The sequence below is a fragment of the Dokdonella aquatica genome, from assembly GCF_051987395.1.
Classification (GTDB): Bacteria; Pseudomonadota; Gammaproteobacteria; order Xanthomonadales; family Rhodanobacteraceae; genus Dokdonella.
The window spans coordinates 1,944,725-1,970,942 of the sequence record NZ_CP197094.1 but is presented as its reverse complement, the minus strand read 5'-3'; the positions used below and the strand labels follow the sequence as shown (position 1 = coordinate 1,970,942).

Below are 26,218 nucleotides of genomic sequence, written 5' to 3'. Positions count from 1 at the left end.
ACCGCTCCCCCTCAGAGAATAAGTCACGCCTTGAAAACAACATCTCTGTGATAAGCCATATAGCGCTGCTGCTGGGAAGATAGAGGCTTCGATCCGATTGCACCATCCAAGCCGCAAAGCTTTAATATACCAATAGGCAATTGAGTGCTTACGTGCAGTCGCCCATCGTCGTCAAACGTGATGTAACCCCTGTCGAAAAGCCGGTCGATATTTGGCGTCAAAAGCAGTCCATTATTTCCATCAAGCCTCTCAACATTCTCACACTTCGACCATGGCTTAATATGGCTGGCGTTAAGAAAGCGATCATCATTAATGCCCGTTATTCTACAGAATTTTTCAATAACTGAAACTCTCGCTCGAAAAACTCCTTGACCCACTCTCGCCTTGATCAGCTGGATACACTCAGTTTTAGCAATGCTTTTACTGGTTAGCAGCAAGTCGATTGCGTAGCTATCATCAGCATCCAGCGTCTCTTCTCCAAGTAGCCTATCCTCTTCTGTAAGCGCACTCCTAGGCACCTCAGCCATTCTCCTAAGTACAACGTACTCATCGGCTACCTTAACAACCCCAAATTCTCCTTCGTGAACCCAATCACCTGCAATTTCGTTAAAAAGCATGATTGGATAACCATGCTCAGGCTGGTCAAGAAGCACCCTATTAGCTTTCTCCGTGTAAGATATCTCCCCCAAACGCGCTTTTAATGAATAACGATAGACCCCTTTTCCATCATTCTCCCAGCCATCATTATCGTAAGACCCTTTCTTGGTCTTGATTAATACCGCGCGGCAAAGCGGAAGCTCACCAATCCAGTTTATGCCTTGCTGAGGAGTATTTCTGATCATCCATTCTTCCCCCTCCCAGCATGAGGAGCCGTCTACCTTCGACAACTTAATGAGATCGAAAAGGTTACGCTTAGTGACAACTTCGCCGACAGCAAGCGTAAGTAAGTCACTCGGCTTGTTCAGATTCATTCGTAGTCCTCAACTCAAGCTGCCAAGAATTCTCGCAGGAAAATCTCGCGAGACTCATTGAGCTACACCGTGCGGTGATCTGTTTCCACTATAGTCCCTCCATGGCCAGCACGCGGGATCCCCTCGAACGCCACGCCGAGCTCGATCGTCGCCTCGTCGCGGCGGTCAAGGGCATCCGCCTGCTCGGGGCGTTGAGCTGGCCCGCGGCGGCGCAGGAGCGCTTCCTCGCCGACTGGCGGCGCGGCACGACGCGCCTGCCGGAGATCGACTATCCGCATGCGGATCACGCACCCGTGCGCGAGGCACTCGATGCGATCCATGCCGAGGCCGATCCGCAGCATCCGGTCGGCGAGTACCTGCGGCGCAGCGCGGTGGCATGGCGGCACGCGACGGAGCTTCTGGACGCGGCGGGCACGCCAGCGCTTACGGAACATTCGATCCGTCTGTTCGGCCGGCCCGGGCATCGCGTGCCGGGCAGTGAGCTCACCAACGTCGACGCGGCACACCACTTCATCGCGCTGGCCGGCGAGCTCGACGGCGAACTCGCCGCGAATGCGGCCGACTACTGCATCCCGGCCGACGTGCTGCGCGACGACCTGCAGCAGCAGCTCGACGCGTTCTTCGGCAACGGCATGGTGCGCGTGGAGATCGACGATTCGCTGATCGCCAAGGCCGCCGCGGGTGCCAAGCGCATCCGCCTGCGCTCGGCGACGTGCTTCAGCGAGTTCGACCGCAACCAGCTGCTCGAGCACGAGGCTTACGTGCACACGCTCACGGCGCTCAACGGGCGGCGCCAGCCCAACCTCGCCTCGCTCGGCCTCAATTCACCGCGCATCACGGCGACGCAGGAAGGCCTCGCCGTGTTCGCCGAACTCATGACCGGCTCGCTCGACATCGAGCGCGTCAAGCGCATCAGCCTGCGCATCCTCGCGATCGACAAGGCGCTCGCGGGCGCGGATTTCATCGAGGTGTTCCGCTTCTTCCTCGATGCCGGGCAGAGCGAGACCGACAGCTTCGCGTCAGCGCAGCGCGTGTACCGTGGCTCACCGCTGACCGGCGGCGCCGCGTTCACCAAGGACACCGTCTACCTGCATGGCCTGCTCTCGGTGCACACGTTCTTCCGCTGGGCGTTGCGCAACCGCCGCCTCGACCTGTGCCGCAACCTGTTCGCGGGCAAGATGAGCCTGCACGACGTGGTCTCGCTCGATGCCGAATTCGCCTCGGGCTACATCGCCGCACCGACCTGGCTGCCGCGCTGGGTACGCCAGGCCAACGGCCTCGCCGCGATGCTCGCGTTCTCGCTGTTCGCCAACCGCATCCGCCTCGACCACATCCAGGCCGAGGACCTCGTGCTGTCGCTGTGACGCCGCGTGCCGCCCCGCGGCGGCCGAGCCACTACACTAGCGCCACGCATCCCACGTGATCCCCTGACGATTCCATGTCCAGCAAGCCCGACGAACTCAAGCAGGCCGCCCTCGCCTACCACCGCAAGGAGCCGGCCGGAAAGATCAAGGTCGTCCCGACCAAATCCGTGGTCACCCAGCGCGAGCTGTCGCTCGCCTACTCGCCCGGCGTCGCGTTCGCCTGCGAGGAGATCGTGCGCGAGCCCGGCGAGGCGGCCACGCTGACCGCGCGCGGCAACCTCGTCGCGGTGATCACCAACGGCACCGCCGTGCTCGGCCTCGGCGACATCGGCCCGCTCGCCGCCAAGCCCGTCATGGAAGGCAAGGGCATGCTGTTCCAGAAGTTCGCCGGCATCGACGTGTTCGACATCGAGATCGACGAGAAGGATCCGGACAAGCTCGTCGACATCATCGCGAGCCTCGAGCCGAGCTTCGGCGGCATCAACCTCGAGGACATCAAGGCGCCGGAGTGCTTCACGGTCGAGCGCAAGCTGCGCGAGCGCATGAAGATCCCGGTGTTCCACGACGACCAGCACGGCACCGCGATCATCGTCGGCGCCGCGCTGATCAACGCGCTGACGATCGTCGGCAAGAACATCGCCGACATCAAGATCGTCCACACGGGCGCCGGCGCGGCCGGCATCTCCTGCCTCAACATGCTCGTGAGCCTCGGCGCCGATCCGGCCAACATCTGGGTCGCCGACCGCCTCGGCGTGGTCTGGCGCGGCCGTGCCGAGGAGATGGACGAGAACAAGGCGCGCTTCGCGCGCGACACCGACGCGCGCACGCTCGGCGAGATCATCGACGGCGCCGACGTGTTCCTCGGCCTGTCGGCCCCCGGCGTGTTGAGCCAGGACATGGTCAAGCGCATGGCCGCGCAGCCGATCATCTTCGCGCTCGCCAACCCGACGCCCGAGATCCTGCCCGAGCTCGTGCGTGAGGCGAATCCCGACGCGATCATCGCGACGGGCCGTTCGGACTACCCGAACCAGGTCAACAACGCGCTGTGCTTCCCGTACCTGTTCCGCGGCGCGCTCGACGTCGGTGCGACCGCGATCAACGAGGACATGAAGATCGCCTGCGTGCACGCGATCGCCGAACTCGCGCGCCGCGAGATGTCGGACGTCGCCGCGCGCGCCTACGGCGGGCAGACGCGTTCGTTCGGTCCCGATTACCTGATCCCGCAGCCGTTCGACCCGCGCCTGCTGACCCACCTCGCGCCGGCTGTCGCGCGCGCGGCGATGGACTCGGGCGTGGCGACACGCCCGCTGCCCGACTGCGAGGCCTACCGCGAGCGCCTCAACACGTTCGTGTTCCGCAGCGGCCTCGTCATGAAGCCCGTGTTCGATCGCGCGCGCTCGGACCGCAAGCGCGTCGTGTTCGCCGAGGGCGAGGAAGAGACTGTGCTGCAGGCCGTGCAGCACATCGCCGACGAGCACCTCGCGTGGCCGATCCTGGTCGGCCGCCCGACCGTGATCGAGTCGCGCATCCAGCGCCTGCGCCTGCGCCTCAAGCCCGGCGTCGATTTCGAGATCTGCAACATCGAGAACGATCCGCGCTTCAAGGAATACTGGACGCTCTACCACAGCCTGCTCGAGCGCCGCGGCGTCACCCCGGACGGCGCCAAGGCGATCGTGCGCTCGCGCCCGACCGTGATCGCGGCACTGATGCTGCGCCGTGGCGAGGCCGATGCGCTGCTGACCGGCATCGTCGGCCGCTACCACAAGAAGCTGCGCTACCTGCAGGACATCATCCCGCTCGACCCGCACGTGCACGCGCCGTCGGCGATGACCGGCGTGGTCAACGAGAAGGGCGTGTTCTTCTTCCTCGACACGCACGTCAAGCTCGAGCCCAACGCCGAGCAGATCGCCGAGGCGACGATCGAAGGTGCGCGCCGCCTCAAGCTGTTCGGCGTGGTGCCGAAGATCGCGCTGCTGTCGCACTCGAACTTCGGCAGCCACGAGGATGCGTCGGCGTCGAAGATGCGCCAGGCGCTGCAGATCGTGCGCGAGCGCGCACCCGAGCTCGAGATCGAAGGCGAGATGCACGCCGACACGGCGTTCAACGAGGAGGTGCGCGACCGCCTGTTCCCGAACTCGATGCTCAAGGGCCGCGCCAACGTGTTCGTGTGCCCGAATCTCGACGCCGCGAACATCGGCTACAACATCACGCGCGTGATGACCGACGGCGTCGCGCTCGGCCCGATCCTCATGGGCCTGACCCATCCCGCGCACATCCTCACACCGGCGGCGACCGTGCGCCGCGTCGTCAACATGACCGCGATCGCGGCGGTCGAGGCGCAGATCCGCGCGGCGTTCGCGGCGCGTGCGGACGGCGTCGACGCACAGGAAGGCTGATCGCCACCGCGCCCGGCGAACGTGCCGGGCGCGCGCTTCAGGGCACCAGTTCGATGCGGTGCGCGCCCGCCGCGAGGTCGCGCGCGAGCGTGATCCACAGCTCCTGCGCATCGCCGCGCGGCGACGGCAGCCAATCGACGTCGCGCACCAGCGTCGCACCGTCGAGGCGCAGCGTGGTCGGCATGCCCGCGCCGTACTGGCGCACGACGACCAGCGGCCGGCGCAGCGTGCGCCCGGCCGGCACCGTGACCGTGGCGTCGATACGGTTCGTCGCAGCGACGAAGGTCAGCGCGCCGTAGACCGGATCGTAGCCGGCCGGTGCGTAGGTCATCGACGTCGCGTCGCCGACACCGGCACGGCCCGAAGTCGCGACGCTGCCGATCGTCGTGGACAGCGACAGCCCCTGGATCGCCTCGACCTGCCCGACCTGCACGCCGACCGGATCGCTGGCATGCGTGCCGAGCACGATGTGGGTCGCGTAACTCTTGCGCGGCCAGCCCGACGCCATCGGGTCGCCCGGCAACGCGGTGCCGTTCGCGCCGCCGCCGTAGTTCGCGTTGCCGCGGATACGGTACTGCTGCTGGCCGAGGAAACCGAAGTTGGTGCCCCAGGCGAGGCGCGCGTTGCGCGTGGCGCCGCCATAGAGTTCGTAGTTGATCGACTGGAACGGCCAGTTGTAGTCGCATGGCATCGCGTAGCCGCCGCCCGCGCAGGCATTGCCCTGCGCGCTCGTGCGACCCCACGAGTCCTGGCCCCAGTAGCCGCCCGCGTCCTGCTGGTCGATCGTGCGCGTCTGCACGATGCCCATCGTCGCATCGGACTGCGTCCACAGCTTCACGAACGGGATCGTGTTGGGCGTGTTCCACGTCCAGGCGCTCGCGAACGTGACCGGGTTGGTCGTGCTCGTGAAGCGGTAACGGTCACCCCAGGCGACGCCCGCGATGAGCCCGCGTGCGGCGTCGCTGGCGGCGCCGTCGATGCGCAGTTCACCGTACGGGCCGCGCGCATCGTCCTCGAGCCGGTTCACGGGCACGCCCGACATGTCCCAGGTGACCGACCACAGCGGGTGGTCGCGGCCGTTCGCGATGACCCAGTCGATCGTCACGGGCAGGTCGTAGCGCGTCGCCGGTGCGTTCGTCGTGCAGTAACGCGGATAGGCCTGCGTAAAACGCAGGATCGCGTGATGGCGACCTTCGAACACGCGCTGGAACGTGCCCGGCGTGAAATGGCCGAGGCTCGACGAGTCACCGCCGCCCGTGCACACCGCCGCGTCGGTCGGGTGCGAGACGACGTAGCCGAAACCACCCGCACCGCCGGACACGGCCGTGACCGTGCGCGTGGCCGCACCGACGCGGTAGCGGAACTCGCGCAGCTCGCCGCCGCGGCTGCCGTTCGGCGCGCTGCCCGCGTTGTTGAGCGCGAGCGTCGCCGAGCGCGGCAGGCCGGCGCTGTCGGTCCAGCCGAAGCGGTCGCCCGACAAGCCGTCGATCGCGACCGCGCGCTCGATGACGAGGCCGCCCGCGGCGGGCGGCCCGCTGCCGTCGAAGCCGTTGGCGAAGATCGGGTCGACGACGCCCGCACCCGCGGCGACGAGGCGCACGTCGTCGATCGTGACGCGCTGCGCCGAGGCGGCCGCGTTGCCGCTCGCATCGGCGATGTCGATGCGCTCGAACGGCCCGGTGTAGCCGAGCGGTGCCGCGGCGAGCGGCACGACCACCTCGCGGTACTGCCCGGCCACGATCGCGCCGCCGCTGACGAAGCCCTCGAGCGGCGCGCTCGCGACCGCGGCGTTGTCGTGCTGCAAGGTGATCGACAGGCGCTCGCCGCCGGCGGTGCCGCGGATCCAGAACCGCAGCTCGGGCCAGTCGACGACCTGCAGCGGCGTCCCCGGGTCCACGAACGACACGCCCTGCCACGAGTGCGCATTGAACGCGATCGCGAACGTGCCGGCGTGCACGTTGGCGGTCGAGGCGAAGTTGGCATCGCCCCACGACCAGTTCTCGAAGCCGTTGCGCAGCGCATCGTCGTAGATGACGAGGTCGGCGCGGGCGAGGCCCGGCGCGAGCAGGGCGAGCAGGCTGAAGACGGCGGCGTGGCGGCGGATCATGGCAGGGGTCCCGGCGTGGCGGCGCGGTCGCGCCCGGGGAGGATACGCAGGACACATGGCGGAAACGGACATCGTGGCATCGTCGGGACCTTCGGCGCTCCCCTCGGCCGCCCCGGCGGGCTAAACTGTCCGGTGCAGTCCGTACTTCCGTTCACCAAGCCGCCCCACGAGCGGCCGCAGAGGTCACCATCATGAACCAGCTCCAGGACATCCTCGATCAGGACATGGATCCCGTCGAGACGCGCGAATGGACCGATTCGGTCAAGTCGGTCATCGAGGCCGAGGGCACGGATCGCGCGCATTACCTGCTCGAGCGCATGGTCGAGGAGACGCGTCGCGCCGGCGGCCACCTGCCGTTCCAGCCGACCACCGAATACATCAACACGATCCCGCCGCACCTCGAGGTGAAATCGCCCGGCGACGCGGCGATGGAATGGCGCATCCGCTCGCTCGTGCGCTGGAACGCGATGGCGATGGTCGTGCGCGCGAACCGCAAGCCCGGCGACCTCGGCGGCCACATCGCGAGCTTCGCCTCGTCGGCGACGCTGTACGACGTCGGCTTCAACCACTTCTGGCGCGCGCCGAGCGCCGAGCACCCCGGCGACCTCGTGTTCCACCAGGGTCACTCGAGCCCGGGCGTGTACGCGCGCTCGTTCCTCGAAGGCCGCGTCAGCGCCGAGCAGCTCGACCACTTCCGCATGGAAGTCGCCGGCAAGGGCAAGGGTCTGTCCTCGTACCCGCATCCGTGGCTGATGCCCGACTACTGGCAGGTGCCGACCGTCTCGATGGGCCTCGGCCCGCTGCAGGCGATCTACCAGGCCCAGTTCATGAAGTACCTCGAGCACCGCGGCCTGATCCCGCAGAGCGACCGCAAGGTGTGGTGCTTCATCGGCGACGGCGAGTCGGACGAGCCCGAATCGCTCGGCGCGATCTCGCTGGCCGGTCGTGAAGGCCTCGACAACCTCGTGTTCGTCGTCAACTGCAACCTGCAGCGTCTCGACGGCCCGGTGCGCGGCAACGGCAAGATCATCCAGGAACTCGAAGGCGTGTTCCGCGGCGCCGGCTGGAACGTGCTCAAGGTGCTGTGGGGCAGCTACTGGGATCCGCTCCTCGCGCGCGACAAGAACGGCACGCTGCGCAAGCTCATGATGGAAACCGTCGACGGCGAGTACCAGAACTGCAAGGCGTTCGGCGGCGCGTATACGCGCGAGCACTTCTTCGGCAAGTACCCCGAGCTCAAGGAGATGGTCGCCAACCTCTCCGACGACGACATCTGGCGCCTCAACCGCGGCGGACACGATCCGCACAAGGTCTACGCGGCCTACCACGAGGCGGTCAACACGGTCGGTCGCCCGACCGTCATCCTCGCCAAGACCGTCAAGGGCTACGGCATGGGCGGCGCGGGCGAGTCGCAGAACATCACCCACCAGCAGAAGAAGATGGACGACGCGGCGATCCGCGCGTTCCGCGACCGCTTCAACATCCCGGTGTCCGACGCCGACCTGCCCGAGGTGCCGTACTACCACCCGGGTCCGGACTCGCCCGAGGTGCAGTACCTGCTCGAGCGCCGCCGCGCGCTCGGCGGCTCGCTGCCGCAGCGCCGCGCCAAGTCCACCTCGCTGCCGACGCCGGCGCTCGAGGTGCTCGAGCCGATCATCAAGAGCTCCGGCGACCGCGAGATCTCCACGACGATGGCGTTCGTGCGCGGCATGAACCTCATGCTGCGCGACAAGGCGATCGGCCCGCGCATCGTGCCGATCGTCTGCGACGAGGCACGCACGTTCGGCATGGAAGGCATGTTCCGCCAGATCGGCATCTACGCGCCGTTCGGCCAGAAGTACAAGCCGATGGATGCCGACCAGCTCATGTACTACCGCGAGGACCAGTCCGGCCAGGTGCTGCAGCAGGGCATCAGCGAGCCGGGCGCGATGTCGTCGTGGATCGCCGCCGCGACGAGCTACTCGATCAGCGACGTGCCGATGCTGCCGTTCTACATCTACTACTCGATGTTCGGCTTCCAGCGCATCGGCGACCTCGCCTGGGCCGCCGGCGACATGCGCGCGCGCGGCTTCCTGCTCGGCGGCACCGCGGGCCGCACCACGCTCAACGGCGAAGGCCTGCAGCACGAGGACGGCCACTCGCACCTGCTCGCGGGTTCGATCCCGAACTGCCGCAGCTACGATCCGACGTTCTCCTACGAGATCGCCGTGATCCTGCAGGACGGCACGCGCCGCATGCTCACCGAGCAGGAGGACGTGTACTACTACCTCACGCTCATGAACGAGAACTACGCGCATCCGGACATGCCGAAGGGCGCGGAGGCCGGCATCATCAAGGGCATGTACCTGCTGCGCGACGGCGCCGCGGGCGACGCCAAGGGCAAGGGCAAGGCGAAGAACATCCCGACCGTGCAGCTGCTCGGTTCCGGCACGATCCTGCGCGAGGTGATCGCCGCGGCCGAACTGCTCGACAAGGAGTTCGGCGTCGCCGCCGACATCTGGTCGTGCCCGAGCTTCAACGAGCTGCGCCGCGACGGTTTCGACGTCGAGCGCTGGAACCGCCTGCATCCGCTCGACAAGACGCCGCGCAAGGCCTGGGTCACCGAGTGCATCGAGTCGCGCCAGGGCCCGGTCGTCGCCGCGACCGACTACGTGCGCGGCTACGCCGACCAGATCCGTGCGTTCATGCCGGACGGCCGCCGGTACATGGTGCTCGGCACCGACGGCTACGGCCGCAGCGATTCGCGTGCGCAGCTGCGCGGCTTCTTCGAGGTCGACCGTTACTGGATCGCGCACGCGGCGATCGCCGCGCTCGCGGCCGACGGCAAGATGAATCCGGAAGACGTCGCCCGCGCGATCAAGACCTGGAAGCTCGACACCGACAAGCCGAACCCGGAATCGGTCTGAGCATGACCGCCGCCGCGCCCGTCGCGGTGGCACAGGCCGGGCAGCCGCTGTTCGCACGGCTGCTCGGCGATGCCGCGTTCACGCGGCTCCCCGCCGCGCTGCGCACCCTGCACGGCGGTCACGGCACGCGCACGCTGCACGGCGAGGTCGAGGTCGTGCGTGCACGCGGGCCATTCGCAGCCTGCGCCGCGTGGCTGACGCGGCTGCCGCCGAGCCTTCGAGGCACCATCGCGGTCACGATCGAGTCCGTCGCCGATGGCGAGACGTGGCGACGTGATTTCGCCGGTCATCGCATGGTGTCGCGCCTGTCCGATCGCGACGCGCACCTGCACGAGCGGGTCGGTCCGGCACGCCTCGTGTTCGGCCTCGATCCGCGCACCGACGGCATGGACTGGCATGTCGTGGGCGCCCGCGTGTTCGGCACGCCGGTGCCTGCACGCTGGTTCGCGGGCGTGCACGCGCGCGAGTCGCAGGATGCCGAAGGCCGCTACCGTTTCGATGCCGGACTCGCATTCGGCGACTGGACGCTGATCCGCTACCGGGGCTGGCTCGATGTCCGCGCCTGAGGCGATCGTCGTGTTCGACGGCGTGTGCCGGCTGTGCAGCCGCTGGGTGCACTTCATCGTGCGCCACGACCGTGCCGCGCGCATCCGCTTCGCGACGATGCAGTCGGACACGGGCCGCGCGCTGCTCTCCGCACACGGTCTCGATCCGGACGATCCGCTGTCGTTCCTGTTCGTCGAGGACGGCGTCGGACGTACCGACAGCGACGCGATCCTGCGCGTGGTCGGCGGATTCGGCGGCGCCTGGCGCGCGTTGTCGGTGCTGCGCATCCTGCCGCGTGCATGGCGCGACGCGGCCTACCGCGTGCTTGCGCGCAACCGCTACCGCTGGTTCGGCCGCCACGACGTGTGTCTGGTCCCGGATGCTTCGCTCGAGGCACGCTTCCTGCCCTGAACGGCACTCGACCGCGTGCACGCGCCAGGCGCGCGACTTCGCGTAAAGTCCGCCGATGTCCGATGCCAGCCCTGCCGCGATCGCCGCCCGTTTCCTGCCGAACCGGCCACACTACTACTACGCGCGCATCAAGCTCGCGACCGATCCGATCTACGACGGCGTCGCCGGTGCGCTCGACGGCTGCCGCGCGCCACTGCTCGATCTCGGCTGCGGCATCGGCCTGTTCGCACACATGCTGCGCCGGCACGGCATCCGCGTGCCTTACCACGGCGTCGACAACGACGCGCGCAAGATCGCCGCCGCGCGTGAGGCTGCGACGCGTAGCGGCCTCGACGCGACGTTCGAGACGGTCGACCTCGCCCGCGAGGCGCCGCCCGCACACCACGGCAGCGTGAGCCTGCTCGACGTGCTGCAGTTCGTGCCACCGGACACCCACGCCGGCATCGTCGGCGCGGCGATCGACCGCCTCGCTCCGGAGGGTCGCCTCGTCATCCGCACCGGGCTGCAGCGCGAGACCGTGCGCCTTCGCGTGACGCGCGCGGTCGACGTGTTCTCGCGCTGGTGGGGCTGGATGAACGCGGGTCCTCAACGCTACCCGTCACGCGCCGCGCTCGAAGGCTGGTTCGAGGCGCGCGGCCTCGAGGCGAGGTTCGAGCCGCTACGCGGCCGCACGCCGTTCGAGAACTGGCTCGTCGTCGCGACGCATCGCGGAGGTCGCGCATGACGGGCCGACACGGTTTCACGCGCTCCGGCCTGCTCGCGCTCGTCGCGGTCTGGCTGCTCGCGCTCGCCTGCCCCGCCGCCGCACAGGAACTCGATACCGCGAAGTTCTTCGACGATGCGCCGAAGCAGGTCGCCGAGATGCGCGCGAAGGTGGTCGCCGAGGAGTACGACGCGGCGGCGCTCATGGCATTCCGCGACAAGGCCGGCGAGATCGCCGGCACCGCCGATGCGCTGATCGCCGACCGCACACCTCGCCTGGAGTCACTCAACGCGCGCATCGCCGAACTCGGCGAAGCACCGGCCAAGGGCGCGCCGGCCGAACCGCCCGACATCGCCGCCCAGCGCAGCGCGTTCGTGAAGACGCGCACGACGCTCGAGACCGAGATCAAGCGCGCCAAGCTCGTCGTCTCCGATGGCCAGCAGCTCGCGGGCGAGGTCGCGGAAGCGCGGCGCTCGCTGTTCCAGCGGGAACTCTTTCAGCGCACCGCGTCACCGTTGACGCCAGCGTTCTGGAACGACGCGCTGCAAGGGGTGGATCGCGACAGTGCGCGCCTCGCCGCGCTGCGCGACGGTGCGGTCACGAGCCTCACGGCGGCGGTCGAGGACGGCAGGCGTCTCGCATCGACGGTCGGCGTGCTGATCGGCGGCCTGCTGCTCGTGTTCGGGCGCTGGGCCGCCGAACTCGCGTGGCTGCGCGCGACGTCGGACCGCATGCCGCACGGTCGCCTGCGTCGATCCGCGCTCGCGTTCGCGGTGATCGTGATCTCGGCCGTGCTGCCCGGCACGGGCGTGCACGCGATCTACCTCGGCCTCAACTGGCACGGGGTTTTCGTCGAACCGTTCGCGTCGCTCGCTTCGGTGTTCGTCAACGCCGTGTATTTCGGGGGCGCGATCACCGGCCTCGGGCGTGCGCTGCTGTCGCCGGGACGACCGACCTGGCGCCTCGTGCCGGTCACCGACGCGATCGCCTTGCGCCTGCGCCACTTCCCTGCGCTGTTCGCGACCGTCGTCGTGGTCGGCTTCATGCTCAACCGCACCAACAGCGTGATCGGCACGAGCCTGTCGGCGACGATCGCGGCGACGTTCGTCGTCGCGGTGCTGTATGCGGTCGCCGCGGGCTGGGTACTGCTGCGCCTGCGCGGCGCGCTGGCGGTGTCGCGCGAGGACGGGGCGGCCGGCGACCAGCTCAAGCCGCCGGCGTGGATCGCGCTCGCGCGCACGCTGGCGACGCTGGCCGTGCTCGCGTCGATCGGCTGCGCGCTGACGGGCTACGTCGCCCTGGCCGCGTTCCTGATCAACCAGGTCATCTGGATCTCGCTGCTCGCAGGCATCTACTACGTGACGGTCACGCTGGTCGAGGACATCTGCGCCACGTGGCTGTCGTCGCGGGCGAAGTGGACGCAGGGCGCCACCGGCCTGTCGCCGAACACGATCGACCAGATCTCGGTCGTGCTCGCGGGCGCGTTCCGCCTGCTTGCGCTGCTGTTCGTCGTGGTGTCGATCCTCGCGCCGTTCGGTGCGGGCCCCGGCGAGCTGCTGCACCGTGGTTCGCGGCTTGGCGCCGGCATCCGCATCGGCGAGATCCACATCACCCCGTCGGCGGTGTTCAGCGCGATCGTCGTCTTCCTCGTCGGCCTGTTCCTGATCGGCCTGGCCAAGCGCTGGCTGTCGGACCGCTACCTGCCGACCACGCGCATCGAGGAAGGCATGCGCAGCTCGATCACGACGCTGCTCGGTTACGCCGGCGGCGTGGTCGTGTTCGCGCTCGCACTGTCGGCGCTGGGGCTGTCGCTGGAGCGCATCGGCTGGGTCGCGAGCGCGCTGTCGGTCGGCATCGGCTTCGGCCTGCAGGCGATCGTGCAGAACTTCATCTCGGGCCTGATCCTGCTCATCGAGCGGCCGGTCAAGGTCGGCGACTGGGTCGCGCTCGGCGACCTCGAGGGCGACATCCGCCGCATCAACGTGCGTGCGACCGAGATCCAGATGGGCGACCGCTCCACCGTCATCGTGCCGAACTCGGAGTTCATCACCAAGACGGTGCGCAACGTCACGCTGTCGAACGCCGAGGGCCGCGTGCGCATCCGCCTGCCGCTGCCGCTCGAAACCGACGCGCGCGCCGTGCGCCAGATCATCCGCGACGCGCTCGCCGCGCAGCCCGCCATCCTGCCGACGCCGGAACCTTCGGTGCTGCTCGACAACGTCGAGACCGGCGCGCTGATGTTCATCGTGACGGCCTACATCATCAGTCCGCGCAATGCCGGCGGCATCCGCAGCGAGCTGCTGCTCGACATTCTCGGTCGCCTGCGCGATGCCGACATCGCGATGAGCTCCCCCCAGGAGATCCGCGTCCGCGACGCGCATACGGCAGCTCCGGCGTCGCCGGCGCTGCCGGCTACGCCTGCGGATTGAGGCGCAGAAGGGTCGCCGTGAGCAGCGTGGCGAACGCGATCCAGCCCAAGTAGGGCACGAGCAGCCATGCGGCGATGCGGTCGCGGCGGAAGAAGGCCACGAGCGTGGCGACGACGAACACGTCGAGCAGCGCGATGTCGACGAGGGCGAGGTCGATGCGGTGCGCGCCGAAGAACAGCGGTGTCCACGCCGCGTTGAGCGCGAGCTGGATGCCCCACAGGCCGAGCGAGTAGTCCCAGCCGACGCGGCGGTACACGCGCCAGCCGGCCACGGCGATGGCCGCGTAGAGGATCGTCCAGACCGGCGCGAACAGCGCGTCGGGCGGGTTGAACGAGGGCTTGACGAGCGCCCGATACCATTCATCGGGGCGGGACAGCGAACCGAATGCCGCGGCGACCGCCACGAGCGCGAGGAACACGAGAAACCCTTTCCAGCCGCGCATGGCGTTCTCCGCAGGGACGAGGCTCCACGCTACGCAGTCGCGACTTAACGCCGACCGCGGCGCCCCCGGAGCGCCCGCCGGCACGGAATTTGCGGCACACTGGGCGACGCCCGCCCCGGCGCGTGTCGCCGGGATGGGCCCGTCGATCGCGTTGGGGGATCGTCAACCGGCTTTCCATACGAGCATGAACCCGAACATCCAGACGCGTCTGGCGGTCCTGCGCACGCTGCCGAGCCTTCCGGCCGCGGCCTTGCGCGTGATCGACCTCGCCGGCAACCCCGAGGCGGACATGACCGCCACGGCCGCCGCGGTCGGCACCGACCCCGCGCTGGCCGCCAAGATCCTGCGCATCGCGAACTCGGCGATGTACGGCAAGACGCGCAAGACCGACAACCTGCGTCAGGCCTTGACGCTGCTCGGCCTCAACGCGACGCTGACGCTGGCGCTGGGTTTCTCGTTGAGCCACGTGCTGCGCGCCTCGCTCGGCCAGGGCATCGACCGCGAGCGCATCTGGCGCCGCAGCGTGCTCGCCGCAGGCGCCTGCCGCACGATCGCCACGCGCCTCAACATCGCCAAGTCAGAGGAACTGCTGCTCTGCGGCCTGCTGCAGGACATCGGCATGCTCGCCTTCGCGGACGTTGCCGCGGCGCAGTACGCGCCGATCCTCGCGGGCACCGCACGCCATGCCGACCTCGCCGCGCCCGAGCGCGCCGCGTTCGGCTGCGACCACGCCCAGGCCGGCGCCTGGATGGCCGGTGCATGGGGCCTTCCCGAATACCTCGAGCAGGCCATCTTCGAAAGCGACTCGACGAGTCCGACCAGCCGCTTCAATGCGGTCGTCGCGCTCTCGGGCATCGTCGCCGACATCTGGCTCGGTCCCGACCCCAAGGCCGCGCGCGCCGCTGCCACGGCTGCTGCGACACGCCTGCTCGGCATCGAGCACGATGCCTTCACCGAGATCCTCGTCGGCGTCGCCGAGGCGATTCCCGAGGTCTCGTCGCTGTTCGACATCCGGCTCGTCGACGCCGAGCACGCCGCGTCCATCCTCGACCACGCGCGCGAACTGCTCGTCGTGCGCAACCTGCGCCAGCTCGACGAGGCGATGCGCCGCCGCGAGGAAGCCGACCACCTGCGCGACCGCGCGCGCTCGCTCGAGGAACGCGCGCGCCGCGACGCCCTCACCGGTGCCTACAACCGCGCCTACCTCGACGAGGTACTGCACAACGAGTACGCCCAGGCCGTGCAGCACGGCTGGCCACTGTCGATCGCGTTCTTCGACCTCGACGACTTCAAGAACATCAACGACCGCTACGGCCATCTCGTCGGCGACGAGGTGCTGCGCCAGTTCGCGCAGTTGCTCATGCGCGGCCTGCGCAGCCGCGACGTCGTCGCGCGCTACGGCGGCGAGGAGTTCCTCGTCGTGATGCCCGGCCTGCACCACGTCGACGCCAACGAAGTGCTGCAACGGCTCGTCGCACAGGTCTCGGGCACTCCGCTGGCCGAAGCCGATGGCGACGCGATCCGCGTGACCGTTTCGGCCGGCCTCGCCGCGACCGACGAAGGCGCGCCGGCCACCTCGGTGGAAGCCTTGCTGCGCGAGGCCGACCGCGGCCTCTATGCGGCCAAGCGCAGCGGCCGCAACCAGCTCGTCACGGCACCACCCCAGGAATCGCCGGCCGCCTGATCAGCCCGCGGCGCCATCCGCGAGTCGACGCCGCTCGCGCTTCGCATACGCCGCGAGCAACGGCGACTGCGCCGCGAGCAGCATGTAGGCCGGCCCCGGCAACGCGAGCAGCCACGGAGCACCCGGCACGGCGAGCGCGAGCAGTGCGAGGCCGATCGACAGCGCCGATACCGCTGGCACGAGCCACCACGAGAGCTCGTAGCAGCGCGTCGCGACGCGCTCCTCGAGATCCAGGCCAAGCGCCTCGCGACGACGCCACGCGTGGCGTGTCAGCAGCGCCAGCACGATGCCCATCGACGCGAACGCGATGCCGAACAGCGCGAACAGCCCCGCCCAGTCTCGCCCCGAGAACATCGCGAGATCGTAGTTCGCGGGCAACCAGCCTCCCGTCGCGAGCGAGAAGAAGCACGCGAACATGATCTTGAGCGGGTACACGAACACGAGCACCAGGAACACGAGCGCGAGACTCAGCAGCGTCGACGGCATGTCGTCGAGGCCGTAGCGCCGCGTCCAGCTCGCATGGCCGTACCAGAACACCGCGACGAGTACGAAGCTCACCGCGAAAGCGGGGATGCCCTTGAGCGCGACGAGCATCTCGGCCTGGGTCTGCGGGATCGCGTCGACCGACACGACCAGCAGCGTGACCGCGAACGCGAACGCGGCGTCGACGAACGCCTGCAGGCGAGTGACTTCGGCACCGCGCTTGCGGAAACCGTCGGGCATGCGCGGGAGCGGCGGCGCGTTCGCCATGCGTCGGTCCTGTCGTCGGAAGGCGTGCGGCGAGTGTCGCACGCCGCGCGGCGTGCAATCAGCCCAGCGACGACAGCGCGTGATGCCAGGCCGGCAGCGTGAACATCGACAGCACGATGCCGTAGCCGATCATCGCCGCCGCGAGCTCGGGCGCGAGGCCGGCCATCGCGAGCAGCGCACCCGCGGTGACCATCGGCGGCAGCGCCGTCATGTACACGGCGACGTCGCGCATGGTCGGCGACAGGCCGAACGCGATCGCGAGACCGAGCGCGAGCAGCGGCATCAGCACGAGCTTGGCGACGAGGCCGACCACGAGCGGAGCGATGTAGCGACGCGGCAGGCGCAGGCGCAGCTGCATGCCGAGCGCGAGCACGACGATCGGCAGCAGCGCATCGGCGAGCAGGTGCAGCGAGCGGTCCAGCGACGGCGGCGGCTCGGCCGGCATGAACAGGATCGCGACGACCAGTGCGATCACCGGCGGGAACGACACCACGCGGCGCAGGATCGACGCGAGCGTCGGCCGCGCCCCGCCGCCGTACCACGCCACGAGCGCGAGGCCGTAGGTCACGAGGATGATGAAGGTGCCGAGCTGGTCGTAGATCAGCGCATAACGCAGTGCGCCGGCACCGGCGAGCACCGGAATCAGCGAGTAGCCGATGAACGACGTGTTCGAGAGCGGTACCTGCATGAGCAGCACGGCGGTGCTGTCGCGCGCGAACCCGAACGCCTTCGCCGCCGCGAGCGACAGCACGATGCTGGCCGCGAGCACGACCCACGGCACCGCGACGAGGCCGAGCAGCTCGCGCTCGAACGTGATCTTCGGCGCGTACAGCAGCACGGCCGCGGGCAGCAGCACGTAGAGCACGACGAGGTTGAGCGACTCCGCCGCGTTGTCGGGCACGATGCGGCGCCAGCTCAGCACGCGGCCGACGGCGAGCAGCACGAGGATGAACGCGAAGGTCGAGAAGACGGACATCGAAAAGCGTGGCGAAGCGGGGCGCCACGCACCTTAGCAGAGGCGTCGTGCCACGCGGCGCCGCGCGGCGGGCCCTGCGTCAACGTGCACCGGCAGCGCCGGTGCACGCCATGCTCAGTCGAAGGTCGCGCGGAACAGCGGGTCGTAGCTCTGCTTCCACCACACGAGCAGCTCGCGCATCGCCTGCGGCGGATTGCGCGCGGCGGTCGTGCCGGTCTGGCTCGCCGTGTTGACGCCGTGGCAGCCGTCGCAGACGCGGATCTCGCCGGGCTGCGCCGAGATCCAGTAGCGCTCTCGCACGACCGGGGTGCCGTTCGCGGTCGTGCTCTGCCAGGTCATCGCGCGCTGCGCGGGGACGATCGCCGCGAACGAGCCGTCGGTCGCGATCTTGACGCTGCCCGCCGGCGCGCCGGCGACCTGCGGCATCGACTGCAGCGCGGCGGCGTCGTGCATCGTCTGCGCGAGCACGCGGCGGCCCGCGGTCGGCGATGCCGTGCCGCCGATGCCACGCACCTGGTCGCCCTGGAAGAACTGCATCCAGGCGATGTCGTACACCGTCCCCGACGACGCCGTCGACTGCACGCCACCGGGCACGCGCAGGTTGAACGGCTGCTGGCGGTCGGCACCGTCGCGCGAGGTCGAATCGCGCGCGACGAGCAGGGCCAGCCCCTTGTCCTTGAGGAAGCGGCGGAACGCGATCAGGTCGACGTCGGCCTGGGCGAACACCTCGACTTCCGGATCCTCGAGCGTGGCAGCGGTCGCCGGCGGCGCCGTGCGCGCACGCACCTCGACCGGCGACAGCTCCCACAGCGGCCCGTTGTAGCTCACGAGCACGTCCGGATCCCAGTAGCTGATCGTCTTGCGGATGCCGTTCGCGCCGGTGAGCTCGCCGCCCGACACGGGCAGCAGGTTCGCACCAGAGGCCTGCAGCGTGCGCAGGCGGAACTGGTAGCGCGGCAGCGGATTGGCGCGCGTGCCGTCGTTGCCGGCCGGGCGCGCCTCGGAGGCGTGCGCGGCGAGCATCTGGCCGTCGGCCAGCGGCAGCGGATGGCGGTAGTGGCCCGAGAAGTCGGTCGGAGGCGCGCCGTCGAACACGTTGTGCGTGCTGCGCGGCGTCGCGTACGTCACGACGATGCTGTCGGGATTGCGCGACGGCGGCGCGTCGATGCGGATGATCTGGCCCGCCGCATGCGTGTAGAACTCCGGCGCGTCGACACCCCAGTAACGGCCGGGAACCCGCGGATCCTCGACGATCTGCAGGAAGTTCACGATGCTGTTGGGGTTGGGCCGCGAGCCCGGCGCGAAGTCGCGCAGGTTGCCGTCTGCACGCAGGCTGCGGTTGAAGTACGAGAACAGCTCGTGGCGACCGACGTGGTTGATCGTCTCCTCGGCGGTACCGTCCTGGTTGATCATCCAGGGCAGGAAGTTGTTCATGCGGTGGCCGAACGCGGTGCTCGTGTCGGCACGCGGCTCCGGGAACACCTCGGTGCCCGTGACCTTCGTCGCGTTGGCGGCCTCGGACGTCCAGTTGAACGTGCCGGCGCCTGCGGCCTCGGCCTGCTGGTCGCGCTGCAGGTGGTCCCAGCGCGTGAAGATGACGCGGCCGAAGCTGTCGACGGTCGGCGTGAACGAGCCGGACGGCGAGTGCTGCATGAGGCTGACCTGCTGCGTGGCGCGCGTGAGCTTCCACAGGCCGGTCGGCGTCGGCGTCGACTCGTACTCGTCGTGCTGCGGGTAGAGATGGCGCTCGCCGTTGCGCGGACGGTCGCTGACGAAGATGAGGTCGCCGTTCGAGGCGTACGTCGGCTGCACGTTGTTGAAGTCGACCGGCTGGCCGGCGACGCGCGTGATCGCCGCCGTCTGGCCGCGGCCGAGGCCGGTGATTTCGTAGAGCTGCCAGTAGTACGTGCCCTGCGCGTACTGCTGGGACGGCCCGCCGACGACCATGCTGAAGACGGCCTTGGTGCCGTCCCAGCTCACGGCCGGGTCGCGCACCGCGATCGCATTGGCGCCCTGCAGCCCGGTCGTGCCGTAGCCGGCTTCCTGGGTCAGGTTGCGCAGCGTGCCGTCGGGGTAGCGGATGTAGAGGTCACCGCCACGGCCGGCCTGCTGGATGCCGCCGCGATGGTTCGCGAACACCGACCCGATCGTCGCGAAGTCGGCCGTGATCGGGAACTGCGTGACGAACATCACCGGGTTCTGCAGCACCGGCGCCGCCGACGCACCCGCGGCGGCCAGGCCGAGCGCGAACGCTCCGGAGAGGGCCGCGCGACCGGGCGCGAAACGGGGAAGGAGAGATGAAAGGATCGACATGGGCCGCCACCCGGAATACGCGAGGATCGCGTGGATGCGGATTCTGTCGAGTGGCCCGGCGCGGTTGGTGGCGCCGTTCACGATTCCACGCAAAGGCGCGTGGCGGCGCGCGGGAACTGTGACGGACGGCGCTCAATGCGCATGGCGGCGACGCTCGCGACGACGCTTCAACAGCGCGCGGCGACGCAGGAAGCGGCGTCCGAAGTACCAGATCGCGCCGATCATCAGCACGCCGACGATGGCCAGCACCACGGTCTTGCCGCGGCCCAGCCAGGTCAGCAGCCACTCGTGGTTCTGGGCGCCGTAATAGCCGAGGTAGACCCACACCGGCACGCTGATCAGCGCGGCCAGGCCGTCGAGCAGGAAGAACTTGAGGAACGACACGCGCCGCGTCATGCCGGCGGTGAGGTAGATCGGCGAACGCAGGCCCGGCAGGAAGCGCGCGATGAACATCAGGCGCGTGCCGTAGCGCGCGAACTTGGCCTGCACGCGGGCGTAGCGCTTGGGCGTCAGCAGCATCGCGACCCAGCGCAGGCGCAGTGCACGCTCGCCGAACAGGCGGCCCACGGCGAACATCAGCGAGTCGCCGCACAGCACGCCGGCGAGGCCGACCGCGACCATGACGTGAACGTTGACGTAGCCGAGGCCGGCGATCACGCCGCCCGCGACGAGCGTGATGTCCTCGGGGATCGGCACGCCGAAGCCGCAGATCATGAGCACGAGGAACACGGCGAGGTAACCGTTCGCCGTGAAGAACTGGATGAGCGTGTCGAGCAGGTCCATCAGCGTGCGTGCCGTCCGCCGTGGCGGCGCGTGGCTCCCTGGAAAAGGCTTTGTTTCGTCATCAGGCGCGACATCGTGGAGAAAAAGCGCAGGGAGTCTAGCAGGCGCAGCCCGAACGCCGGCGAACGACGGCGCAACGCGCGGGATACAATGCGCAGCATGCAGATCGGACCCTACCGCATCGCGCCTGCCGTGGTGCTCGCGCCCATGGCCGGCGTCACCGACAAGCCGTTCCGCCAGCTGTGCAAGCGGCTCGGCGCGGGCCTCGCCGTGTCGGAGATGACCACGGCCGATCCGCGCCTGTGGCACACGCGCAAGTCGCTGCAACGCATGGACCACGTCGACGAGCCCGCGCCGATCAGCGTGCAGATCGCCGGTTACGATCCCGTGATGCTGGCCGAGGCCGCGCGTTACAACGTCGACCACGGCGCGCAGATCGTCGACATCAACATGGGCTGCCCGGCCAAGAAGGTCTGCAACGTCTACGCGGGCTCCGCGCTGCTGCAGGACGAGCCGCTCGTCGCGCGCATCGTCGAGGCCGTGGCGAAGGCCGTCGAGGTACCCGTCACGCTCAAGATCCGCACCGGCTGGAACCGCGACAACCGCAACGGCGTGCGCATCGCGCGCATCGCCGAGCAGGCCGGCATCGCCGCGCTCGCGGTGCATGGCCGCACGCGCGCCGACCTCTACAACGGTGACGCCGAGTACGAGACGATCGCCTCGATCAAGGCCGCGGTGTCGATTCCGGTACTCGCCAACGGCGACGTCGACTCGCCGCAGAAGGCACGCGCGGTGCTCGCGGGTACCGGCGCCGACGCCGTCATGATCGGACGCGCCGCGCAGGGTCGCCCGTGGATCTTCCGCGAGGTCGCGCACTTCCTCGCCACCGGCGAGCACCTTGCGCCACCGACACCCGGCGAGGTGTGCACGATCCTGTGCGGGCACCTCGAGGCCTTGTACGCGTTCTACGGCGAGCTTGCCGGCGTGCGCATCGCGCGCAAGCATCTCGGCTGGTATGCGAAGGACCGTCCCGAGAACGCTGCCTTCCGTGCCGTCGTCAACGGCGCCGAATCGGCCGAGCTGCAGATGCGCCTGACACGCGACTACTTCGCGCGCCTTGCCGAGGGTCTCGCGCAGGCCGCATGAGGCGAATGCGCGGAGTGCGCTTCGTATACAGGTGGACACGACCGCGGCGGGTCGCCCCGGACGCGCTCTTGCTGTGATGCAACATGACTTTCCCGCCGGCAACCGGCACGATGAAAACGTTTACAGCCCAGAGATTGCGGTCCGGGGGAAGGGTTCGGACGGTATGACGGTGACCATCAAAGATGTCGCCCGCGAGGCGAACGTGTCCGTGGCCACCGTCTCGCGTGCGCTGAACGGGCATGTCAACGTGACGGTGGAGCTGCGCGAGCGCATCCGCGCGATCGCCGACCGCCTGCGCTACACGCCGCACGGTGCGGCGCGCAGCCTCATCACGCGCCGCACCGACACGATCGGCGCGATCCTTCCGGATCTCTACGGCGAGTTCTTCTCCGAGCTCATGCGCGGCATGGACATCGCCGCGCGCGCACATCGCATGCACCTGCTCGTGTCGAGTTCGCACGGCTCGGCGGTCGAGACCGTCGCCGCACTGCGCGCCCTGAGTGGACGCGTCGACGGCCTGCTCGTGATGTCGCCGCATGCCGACGCGGCGATGCTGGTCGACGCGCTGCCGCGGGCGATACCGACCGTGCTGATGAACACGCGCTGTCCCGCCGACGGCGCGATGAGCTTCGCGGTCGACAATCGCGGCGGCGCGCGTGCGATCGTCGCCCACCTCGCCTCGCTCGGCCATGCACGCATCGCGATGATTTCCGGTCCCGCCGACAACTTCGACGCCGACGAACGCCTGCAAGGCTATCGCGATGCGCTCGCCGTGCATCGCCCCGGCCACGCGCCGTTCGTCATCGAGGGCGATTTCAGCGAAGCCTCGGGCTACGCCGCCGGCGTGCACCTGCGCGGCCTGTCCGAACGGCCCGATGCGGTGTTCGCGGCCAACGACATGATGGCGCTCGGCTGCCTGTTCGCGCTGCACGAAGGCGGCCTGCAGGTCCCCGGCGACATCGCGCTGGCCGGCTTCGACGACATCCCGATGGCGCGCTATGTCGCGCCGCCGCTGACGACCATGCGCGTCAACATCGCCGAGCTGGGCGAGCGCGCCGCACGCGCGCTGCTGTCCCGCCTCGCCGGCCAGGATGCCGAAGCGGAAGGCATCGCCACCCCCGAACTCATCGTGCGCGGATCGTGCGGAAGCACGGCACCGCGTGCTCCGTCCTGATCCACCCGTCCACCCACCGTTGCACCTACCGACAGACCACCCGGCCACCCTTGGGAGGGGAGATGCCATGAAGCACCCGATCCGTTCCAGCCGATTCCCGCAGCCGCGCGTCCTCGCGTGCGCGCTCGCCAGTTGCCTCGCCTTCGCCGCCGCACCGGCCGCGTTCGCACAGGGCACCGCGGCGACCGTGCGAGGCCAGGTCACGACGGGTTCCGGCCCCGCCGCGAGCGCCGAAGTCGTCGCCACGAACATCGCGACCGGCCTCGTGCGCCGTGTGCAGAGCAATGCGAACGGCACCTACTCGCTGGCCGGCCTGCCGCCGGGCACGTACCGCGTCGACGTCAGCGGTGACGGCGCGACCTCCTCCAAGACCGTCGTGCTGCAGGTCGGTCAGGTCGCGACCCTCAACGTGCCGCTCGAGAGCGCGGCGCCCGACGTCGCCTCGATGGACACCGTCACGGTCACCGCCGACGCGCTGGTCGAGACCAAGACCTCCGAGATCTCGACCTACATCACGCAGAAGCAGATCGACGCGATCCCGCAGGTCAACCGCAACTTCCTCGCCTTCGCCGACACCGTGCCGGGCGTGATCTTCTCGCAGAACACCGACGGCACCACCAAGCTGCGCGGCGGTGGCCAGAACTCCAACGGCGTCAATGTCTACATCGACGGCGTCGGCCAGAAGAACTACGTGCTCAAGGGCGGCATCACGGGCCAGGACGGCTCGCGTGGCAATCCGTTCCCGCAGTCGGCGATCGCCGAGTACAAGGTGATCACGCAGAACTACAAGGCCGAGTACGACCAGCTCAGCAGCGCCGCGATCACCGCGCTGACCAAGTCGGGTTCGAACGAGTGGCACGGCGACGCGTTCTTCGACTACACCGACCAGGACTGGCGTGCGACGCGCCCGGCCGAAGCGGCCGGCAGCGGCAAGGTCGACACGCAGGACAAGCAGTACGGCGCGTCGATCGGCGGTCCGCTGATCAAGGACAAGCTCTTCATCTTTGCCTCGTACGAATACAAGAACATCATCACGCCGGCCGAGGTCACTCCAGGCGAGAACTTCCCGGTCTCGCTGCTCCCGCCCGAGGCGCAGAACCTCGTGGGTGCGACCTCGACGCCGTTCGAGGAAGACCTCTATTTCACCAAGCTGACCTGGACGCCGGACGACAAGAACCTGTTCGAGCTGACCGGCCGCTACCGTGTCGAAGACGACGTACAGGGCAACACGGGCGTCAACACGACGCCGTTCGCGAGCACGAAGCACCAGGAGGAGACGCGCGGCGACCTGCGCTGGCAGTACACCTCCGGTGACTGGCTCAACGACGCCCACCTCACGTTCGAGGATTCGACCTACGAGCCACGCCCGAGCCTGCTGACCGGCTACGGCATCCGCCTGCTCGACTACACGGCCGGCGGCGATGGTCGCGCCGTCCTCAACTACGGCGCCGGCCCGAACTACCAGCGCAAGGGCCAGAAAGGCTGGGGCCTGCAGGACGACGTGACCTACTCCGGCTTCACCTGGGCCGGCAACCACACGATCAAGGCAGGCTTCAAGTACAAGGAAATCGAGATCAGCGCGCTCGAGCAGCAGCCGTACAGCCCGCAGTTCTTCTACGACGCCTACGGCGATCTCTCCACGCCGACGCGCGTGACGTTCGGCGTGCCGGTACCCGGCACCAACCCGAACGTCGTCACGACGGCCAAGCAGTTCGGCCTCTACGTGCAGGACGACTGGGAAGTCAACGCCAAGCTCACGCTCAACCTCGGCATCCGCTGGGACTACGAGAAGGTGCCGAGCTACCTCGACTACCAGCCTCGTCCCGAGCTCGCCGCCGCGCTGCGCAACTGGGCCAATCTCAACAACGCCGACTACAACATCGAGGACTACATCGGCAACGGCAACCGCAAGGCGTTCAAGGATGCCTTCCAGCCGCGCCTCGGCTTCTCGTACGACCTGTTCGAGGACCAGCGCCACGTGATCTTCGGCGGTGCGGGCCGCTCCTACGACCGCAACCTCTTCGACTACCTCGCGCTCGAGCGTTCGAAGGGCTCCTACCCGGCGTACACGTTCCGGTTCAACACGCCCGAGCATCCCTGCGACACCACGCAGTCGACCTGCCTTGCGTGGAACCCGTCGTACTACAACCCGGCCAACCTCGCCCCGCTCGTCGCGGCCAACCCGAACCTGGGCGGCGAGATCAACCTCATGAACAACGATCTCAAGACGCCGTACTCGGATCAGTTCAGCTTCGGCATGCGCAACACCGTGACGATGTTCGGCATCGACTGGAACACCTCGGCGACGCTGTCGCACGTGCTCAGCCACGACGGCATCGTGTTCACGCTCGGCAACCGCTGGCCGAACGGCAGCTTCCACAACAACCCCAGCTTCACGTGGGGCAACCAGCCCTGGGGCCAGCCGATCCCGGGCTACGGCACGCTGATCATTGCCGACAACGGCATCGAAACGCGCACGAACTCCGTGCTGCTGTCGCTCGAGAAGCCGTACACGCAGGATTCGGGCTGGGGCGTGACGTTCTCGTACACGTACACCGATGCCAAGGAGAACCGCCTCAACGCGGCAATCAACGACGAGCACTACCTGTTCGACGTGGCCAACCTCGACAACCAGCCGTTCTACCGTTCGGTCGGCATCCCGCGCCATCGCCTGGTGGCCACGGCCATCGTCGACGGCCCGTGGGACGTGACGTACTCGGCCAAGGCCACCTTCGCGAGTCCGACCACGAAGGACGCCACGAACTGCTACGACGCCGCCAACGGCAACGCCTGCTTCTTCGATCCGTTCACGCCGGAAGGCACGTTCGGCACGAAGCAGATCGACATCGCCGCGACCAAGTACTGGCACGTCGACGACCGCATCTCGCTGCGCTTCCGTGCGGACGTCCTCAACCTGTTCAACACCTACAACTGGAACGACTACGAGACCTGGCGCGGCTTCGTGGGCGACGCCAACGCCAACTTCGGACAGCGCAACGGCTACGGCATCACGACGCCGACGCGCACGTTCAAGCTGTCGGTCGGCGCGAGCTTCTGATCCAGCGGCGCGCCGCCCTCGCGGCGGCGCGCCATCACTTCACGCTCCACAGCCTTTCG

General features: G+C 68.6%; 18 protein-coding genes. 11 read left to right on the top strand and 7 right to left on the bottom strand.

All coding sequences use genetic code 11. The features are described 5' to 3' along the window. Positions 1-23 precede the first annotated feature (23 nt). The gene (locus ACQQ2N_RS08725) at positions 24-971 is read right to left on the bottom strand and encodes an HNH endonuclease (RefSeq protein ID WP_440225325.1); all 948 of its coding nucleotides are present in this window, start codon (positions 969-971) and stop codon (positions 24-26) included. Positions 972-1,072: 101 nt separating this feature from the next. Here ACQQ2N_RS08725 and ACQQ2N_RS08720 point away from each other — a divergent pair, with 101 nt between their 5' ends. Further along, entirely contained in the window at positions 1,073-2,335 is a 1,263-nt protein-coding gene (locus ACQQ2N_RS08720; RefSeq protein WP_440225324.1) for a flavohemoglobin expression-modulating QEGLA motif protein, read from the top strand. Positions 2,336-2,409: 74 nt separating this feature from the next. After that, positions 2,410-4,731 carry an NADP-dependent malic enzyme gene (locus tag ACQQ2N_RS08715; protein ID WP_440225323.1) on the top strand — a complete coding sequence of 774 codons (2,322 nt, stop codon included), beginning with the start codon at positions 2,410-2,412 and terminating at the stop codon, positions 4,729-4,731. 37 nt (positions 4,732-4,768) lie between these two features. Here ACQQ2N_RS08715 and ACQQ2N_RS08710 read toward each other — a convergent pair whose 3' ends face one another. Further along, positions 4,769-6,838 (bottom strand): hypothetical protein, encoded by a 2,070-nt coding sequence (locus ACQQ2N_RS08710; protein ID WP_440225322.1) that lies wholly within the window; start codon positions 6,836-6,838, stop codon positions 4,769-4,771. Positions 6,839-7,029: 191 nt separating this feature from the next. Between ACQQ2N_RS08710 and aceE the strand changes: the two genes are divergently transcribed. The 5 genes from aceE to ACQQ2N_RS08685 are packed head-to-tail and all read left to right on the top strand — an operon-like array spanning position 7,030 to position 13,833. Further along, positions 7,030-9,744 (top strand): pyruvate dehydrogenase (acetyl-transferring), homodimeric type, encoded by a 2,715-nt coding sequence (gene aceE, locus ACQQ2N_RS08705; protein ID WP_440225321.1) that lies wholly within the window; start codon positions 7,030-7,032, stop codon positions 9,742-9,744. Between the two features lie 2 nt (positions 9,745-9,746). After that, entirely contained in the window at positions 9,747-10,310 is a 564-nt protein-coding gene (locus ACQQ2N_RS08700) for a DUF4166 domain-containing protein (RefSeq protein ID WP_440225320.1), read from the top strand. Then, positions 10,297-10,701, top strand: a complete 405-nt coding sequence (locus ACQQ2N_RS08695; RefSeq protein WP_440225319.1) for a thiol-disulfide oxidoreductase DCC family protein — start codon at positions 10,297-10,299, stop codon at positions 10,699-10,701. The genes ACQQ2N_RS08700 and ACQQ2N_RS08695 overlap by 14 nt, the downstream gene beginning before the upstream one ends. Before the next feature lie 55 nt (positions 10,702-10,756). Continuing rightward, the gene (locus tag ACQQ2N_RS08690) at positions 10,757-11,425 is read left to right on the top strand and encodes a class I SAM-dependent methyltransferase (RefSeq protein ID WP_440225318.1); all 669 of its coding nucleotides are present in this window, start codon (positions 10,757-10,759) and stop codon (positions 11,423-11,425) included. Next, entirely contained in the window at positions 11,422-13,833 is a 2,412-nt protein-coding gene (locus tag ACQQ2N_RS08685; protein ID WP_440225317.1) for a DUF3772 domain-containing protein, read from the top strand. Before ACQQ2N_RS08690 ends, ACQQ2N_RS08685 begins: the two co-directional genes overlap by 4 nt. Here ACQQ2N_RS08685 and ACQQ2N_RS08680 read toward each other — a convergent pair. Next, entirely contained in the window at positions 13,817-14,275 is a 459-nt protein-coding gene (locus tag ACQQ2N_RS08680) for a TspO/MBR family protein (RefSeq protein ID WP_440225316.1), read from the bottom strand. The two genes, ACQQ2N_RS08685 and ACQQ2N_RS08680, sit on opposite strands and share 17 nt — an antisense overlap. Positions 14,276-14,459: 184 nt before the next feature. Between ACQQ2N_RS08680 and ACQQ2N_RS08675 the strand changes: the two genes are divergently transcribed. Then, on the top strand, positions 14,460-15,959 hold the full coding sequence (locus ACQQ2N_RS08675; RefSeq protein ID WP_440225315.1) for a sensor domain-containing diguanylate cyclase: 1,500 nt from the start codon (positions 14,460-14,462) through the stop codon (positions 15,957-15,959). Here ACQQ2N_RS08675 and ACQQ2N_RS08670 read toward each other — a convergent pair whose 3' ends face one another. From ACQQ2N_RS08670 to ACQQ2N_RS08655, 4 genes are all read right to left on the bottom strand, one after another. Then, positions 15,960-16,709, bottom strand: a complete 750-nt coding sequence (locus tag ACQQ2N_RS08670) for a TMEM175 family protein (protein WP_440225314.1) — start codon at positions 16,707-16,709, stop codon at positions 15,960-15,962. 58 nt (positions 16,710-16,767) lie between these two features. After that, the gene (locus ACQQ2N_RS08665) at positions 16,768-17,685 is read right to left on the bottom strand and encodes an AEC family transporter (protein WP_440225313.1); all 918 of its coding nucleotides are present in this window, start codon (positions 17,683-17,685) and stop codon (positions 16,768-16,770) included. A 114-nt stretch (positions 17,686-17,799) separates the two neighbouring features. Then, positions 17,800-19,998, bottom strand: a complete 2,199-nt coding sequence (locus ACQQ2N_RS08660; protein ID WP_440225312.1) for a hypothetical protein — start codon at positions 19,996-19,998, stop codon at positions 17,800-17,802. 132 nt (positions 19,999-20,130) lie between these two features. Next, positions 20,131-20,781, bottom strand: coding sequence for a DedA family protein (locus tag ACQQ2N_RS08655; RefSeq protein WP_440225311.1), 651 nt, complete (start codon positions 20,779-20,781; stop codon positions 20,131-20,133). Between the two features lie 159 nt (positions 20,782-20,940). Here ACQQ2N_RS08655 and dusB point away from each other — a divergent pair, with 159 nt between their 5' ends. The 3 genes from dusB (at position 20,941) to ACQQ2N_RS08640 (ending at position 26,159) form a co-directional block, all read left to right on the top strand. Further along, on the top strand, positions 20,941-21,927 hold the full coding sequence (gene dusB, locus ACQQ2N_RS08650) for a tRNA dihydrouridine synthase DusB (protein ID WP_440225310.1): 987 nt from the start codon (positions 20,941-20,943) through the stop codon (positions 21,925-21,927). Positions 21,928-22,090: 163 nt separating this feature from the next. Beyond that, entirely contained in the window at positions 22,091-23,101 is a 1,011-nt protein-coding gene (locus tag ACQQ2N_RS08645; RefSeq protein ID WP_440225309.1) for a LacI family DNA-binding transcriptional regulator, read from the top strand. 67 nt (positions 23,102-23,168) lie between these two features. Continuing rightward, the gene (locus tag ACQQ2N_RS08640; RefSeq protein WP_440225308.1) at positions 23,169-26,159 is read left to right on the top strand and encodes a TonB-dependent receptor; all 2,991 of its coding nucleotides are present in this window, start codon (positions 23,169-23,171) and stop codon (positions 26,157-26,159) included. The last annotated feature ends 59 nt before the right edge of the window (positions 26,160-26,218 follow it).

Excerpts from the sequence above, each read along its gene's own strand:
- dusB (WP_440225310.1), top strand. The coding sequence starts at position 20,941 with ATGCAGATCGGACCCTACCGCATCGCGCCTGCCGTGGTGCTCGCGCCC.
- ACQQ2N_RS08655 (WP_440225311.1), bottom strand. The coding sequence starts at position 20,781 with ATGGACCTGCTCGACACGCTCATCCAGTTCTTCACGGCGAACGGTTAC.
- ACQQ2N_RS08670 (WP_440225314.1), bottom strand. The coding sequence starts at position 16,709 with ATGGCGAACGCGCCGCCGCTCCCGCGCATGCCCGACGGTTTCCGCAAG.
- ACQQ2N_RS08675 (WP_440225315.1), top strand. The coding sequence starts at position 14,460 with ATGAACCCGAACATCCAGACGCGTCTGGCGGTCCTGCGCACGCTGCCG.
- ACQQ2N_RS08725 (WP_440225325.1), bottom strand. The coding sequence starts at position 971 with ATGAATCTGAACAAGCCGAGTGACTTACTTACGCTTGCTGTCGGCGAA.
- ACQQ2N_RS08645 (WP_440225309.1), top strand. The coding sequence starts at position 22,091 with ATGACGGTGACCATCAAAGATGTCGCCCGCGAGGCGAACGTGTCCGTG.
- ACQQ2N_RS08690 (WP_440225318.1), top strand. The coding sequence starts at position 10,757 with ATGTCCGATGCCAGCCCTGCCGCGATCGCCGCCCGTTTCCTGCCGAAC.
- ACQQ2N_RS08720 (WP_440225324.1), top strand. The coding sequence starts at position 1,073 with ATGGCCAGCACGCGGGATCCCCTCGAACGCCACGCCGAGCTCGATCGT.
- ACQQ2N_RS08680 (WP_440225316.1), bottom strand. The coding sequence starts at position 14,275 with ATGCGCGGCTGGAAAGGGTTTCTCGTGTTCCTCGCGCTCGTGGCGGTC.
- ACQQ2N_RS08710 (WP_440225322.1), bottom strand. The coding sequence starts at position 6,838 with ATGATCCGCCGCCACGCCGCCGTCTTCAGCCTGCTCGCCCTGCTCGCG.
- ACQQ2N_RS08665 (WP_440225313.1), bottom strand. The coding sequence starts at position 17,685 with ATGTCCGTCTTCTCGACCTTCGCGTTCATCCTCGTGCTGCTCGCCGTC.
- aceE (WP_440225321.1), top strand. The coding sequence starts at position 7,030 with ATGAACCAGCTCCAGGACATCCTCGATCAGGACATGGATCCCGTCGAG.
- ACQQ2N_RS08660 (WP_440225312.1), bottom strand. The coding sequence starts at position 19,998 with ATGTCGATCCTTTCATCTCTCCTTCCCCGTTTCGCGCCCGGTCGCGCG.
- ACQQ2N_RS08700 (WP_440225320.1), top strand. The coding sequence starts at position 9,747 with ATGACCGCCGCCGCGCCCGTCGCGGTGGCACAGGCCGGGCAGCCGCTG.
- ACQQ2N_RS08685 (WP_440225317.1), top strand. The coding sequence starts at position 11,422 with ATGACGGGCCGACACGGTTTCACGCGCTCCGGCCTGCTCGCGCTCGTC.
- ACQQ2N_RS08715 (WP_440225323.1), top strand. The coding sequence starts at position 2,410 with ATGTCCAGCAAGCCCGACGAACTCAAGCAGGCCGCCCTCGCCTACCAC.
- ACQQ2N_RS08695 (WP_440225319.1), top strand. The coding sequence starts at position 10,297 with ATGTCCGCGCCTGAGGCGATCGTCGTGTTCGACGGCGTGTGCCGGCTG.
- ACQQ2N_RS08640 (WP_440225308.1), top strand. The coding sequence starts at position 23,169 with ATGAAGCACCCGATCCGTTCCAGCCGATTCCCGCAGCCGCGCGTCCTC.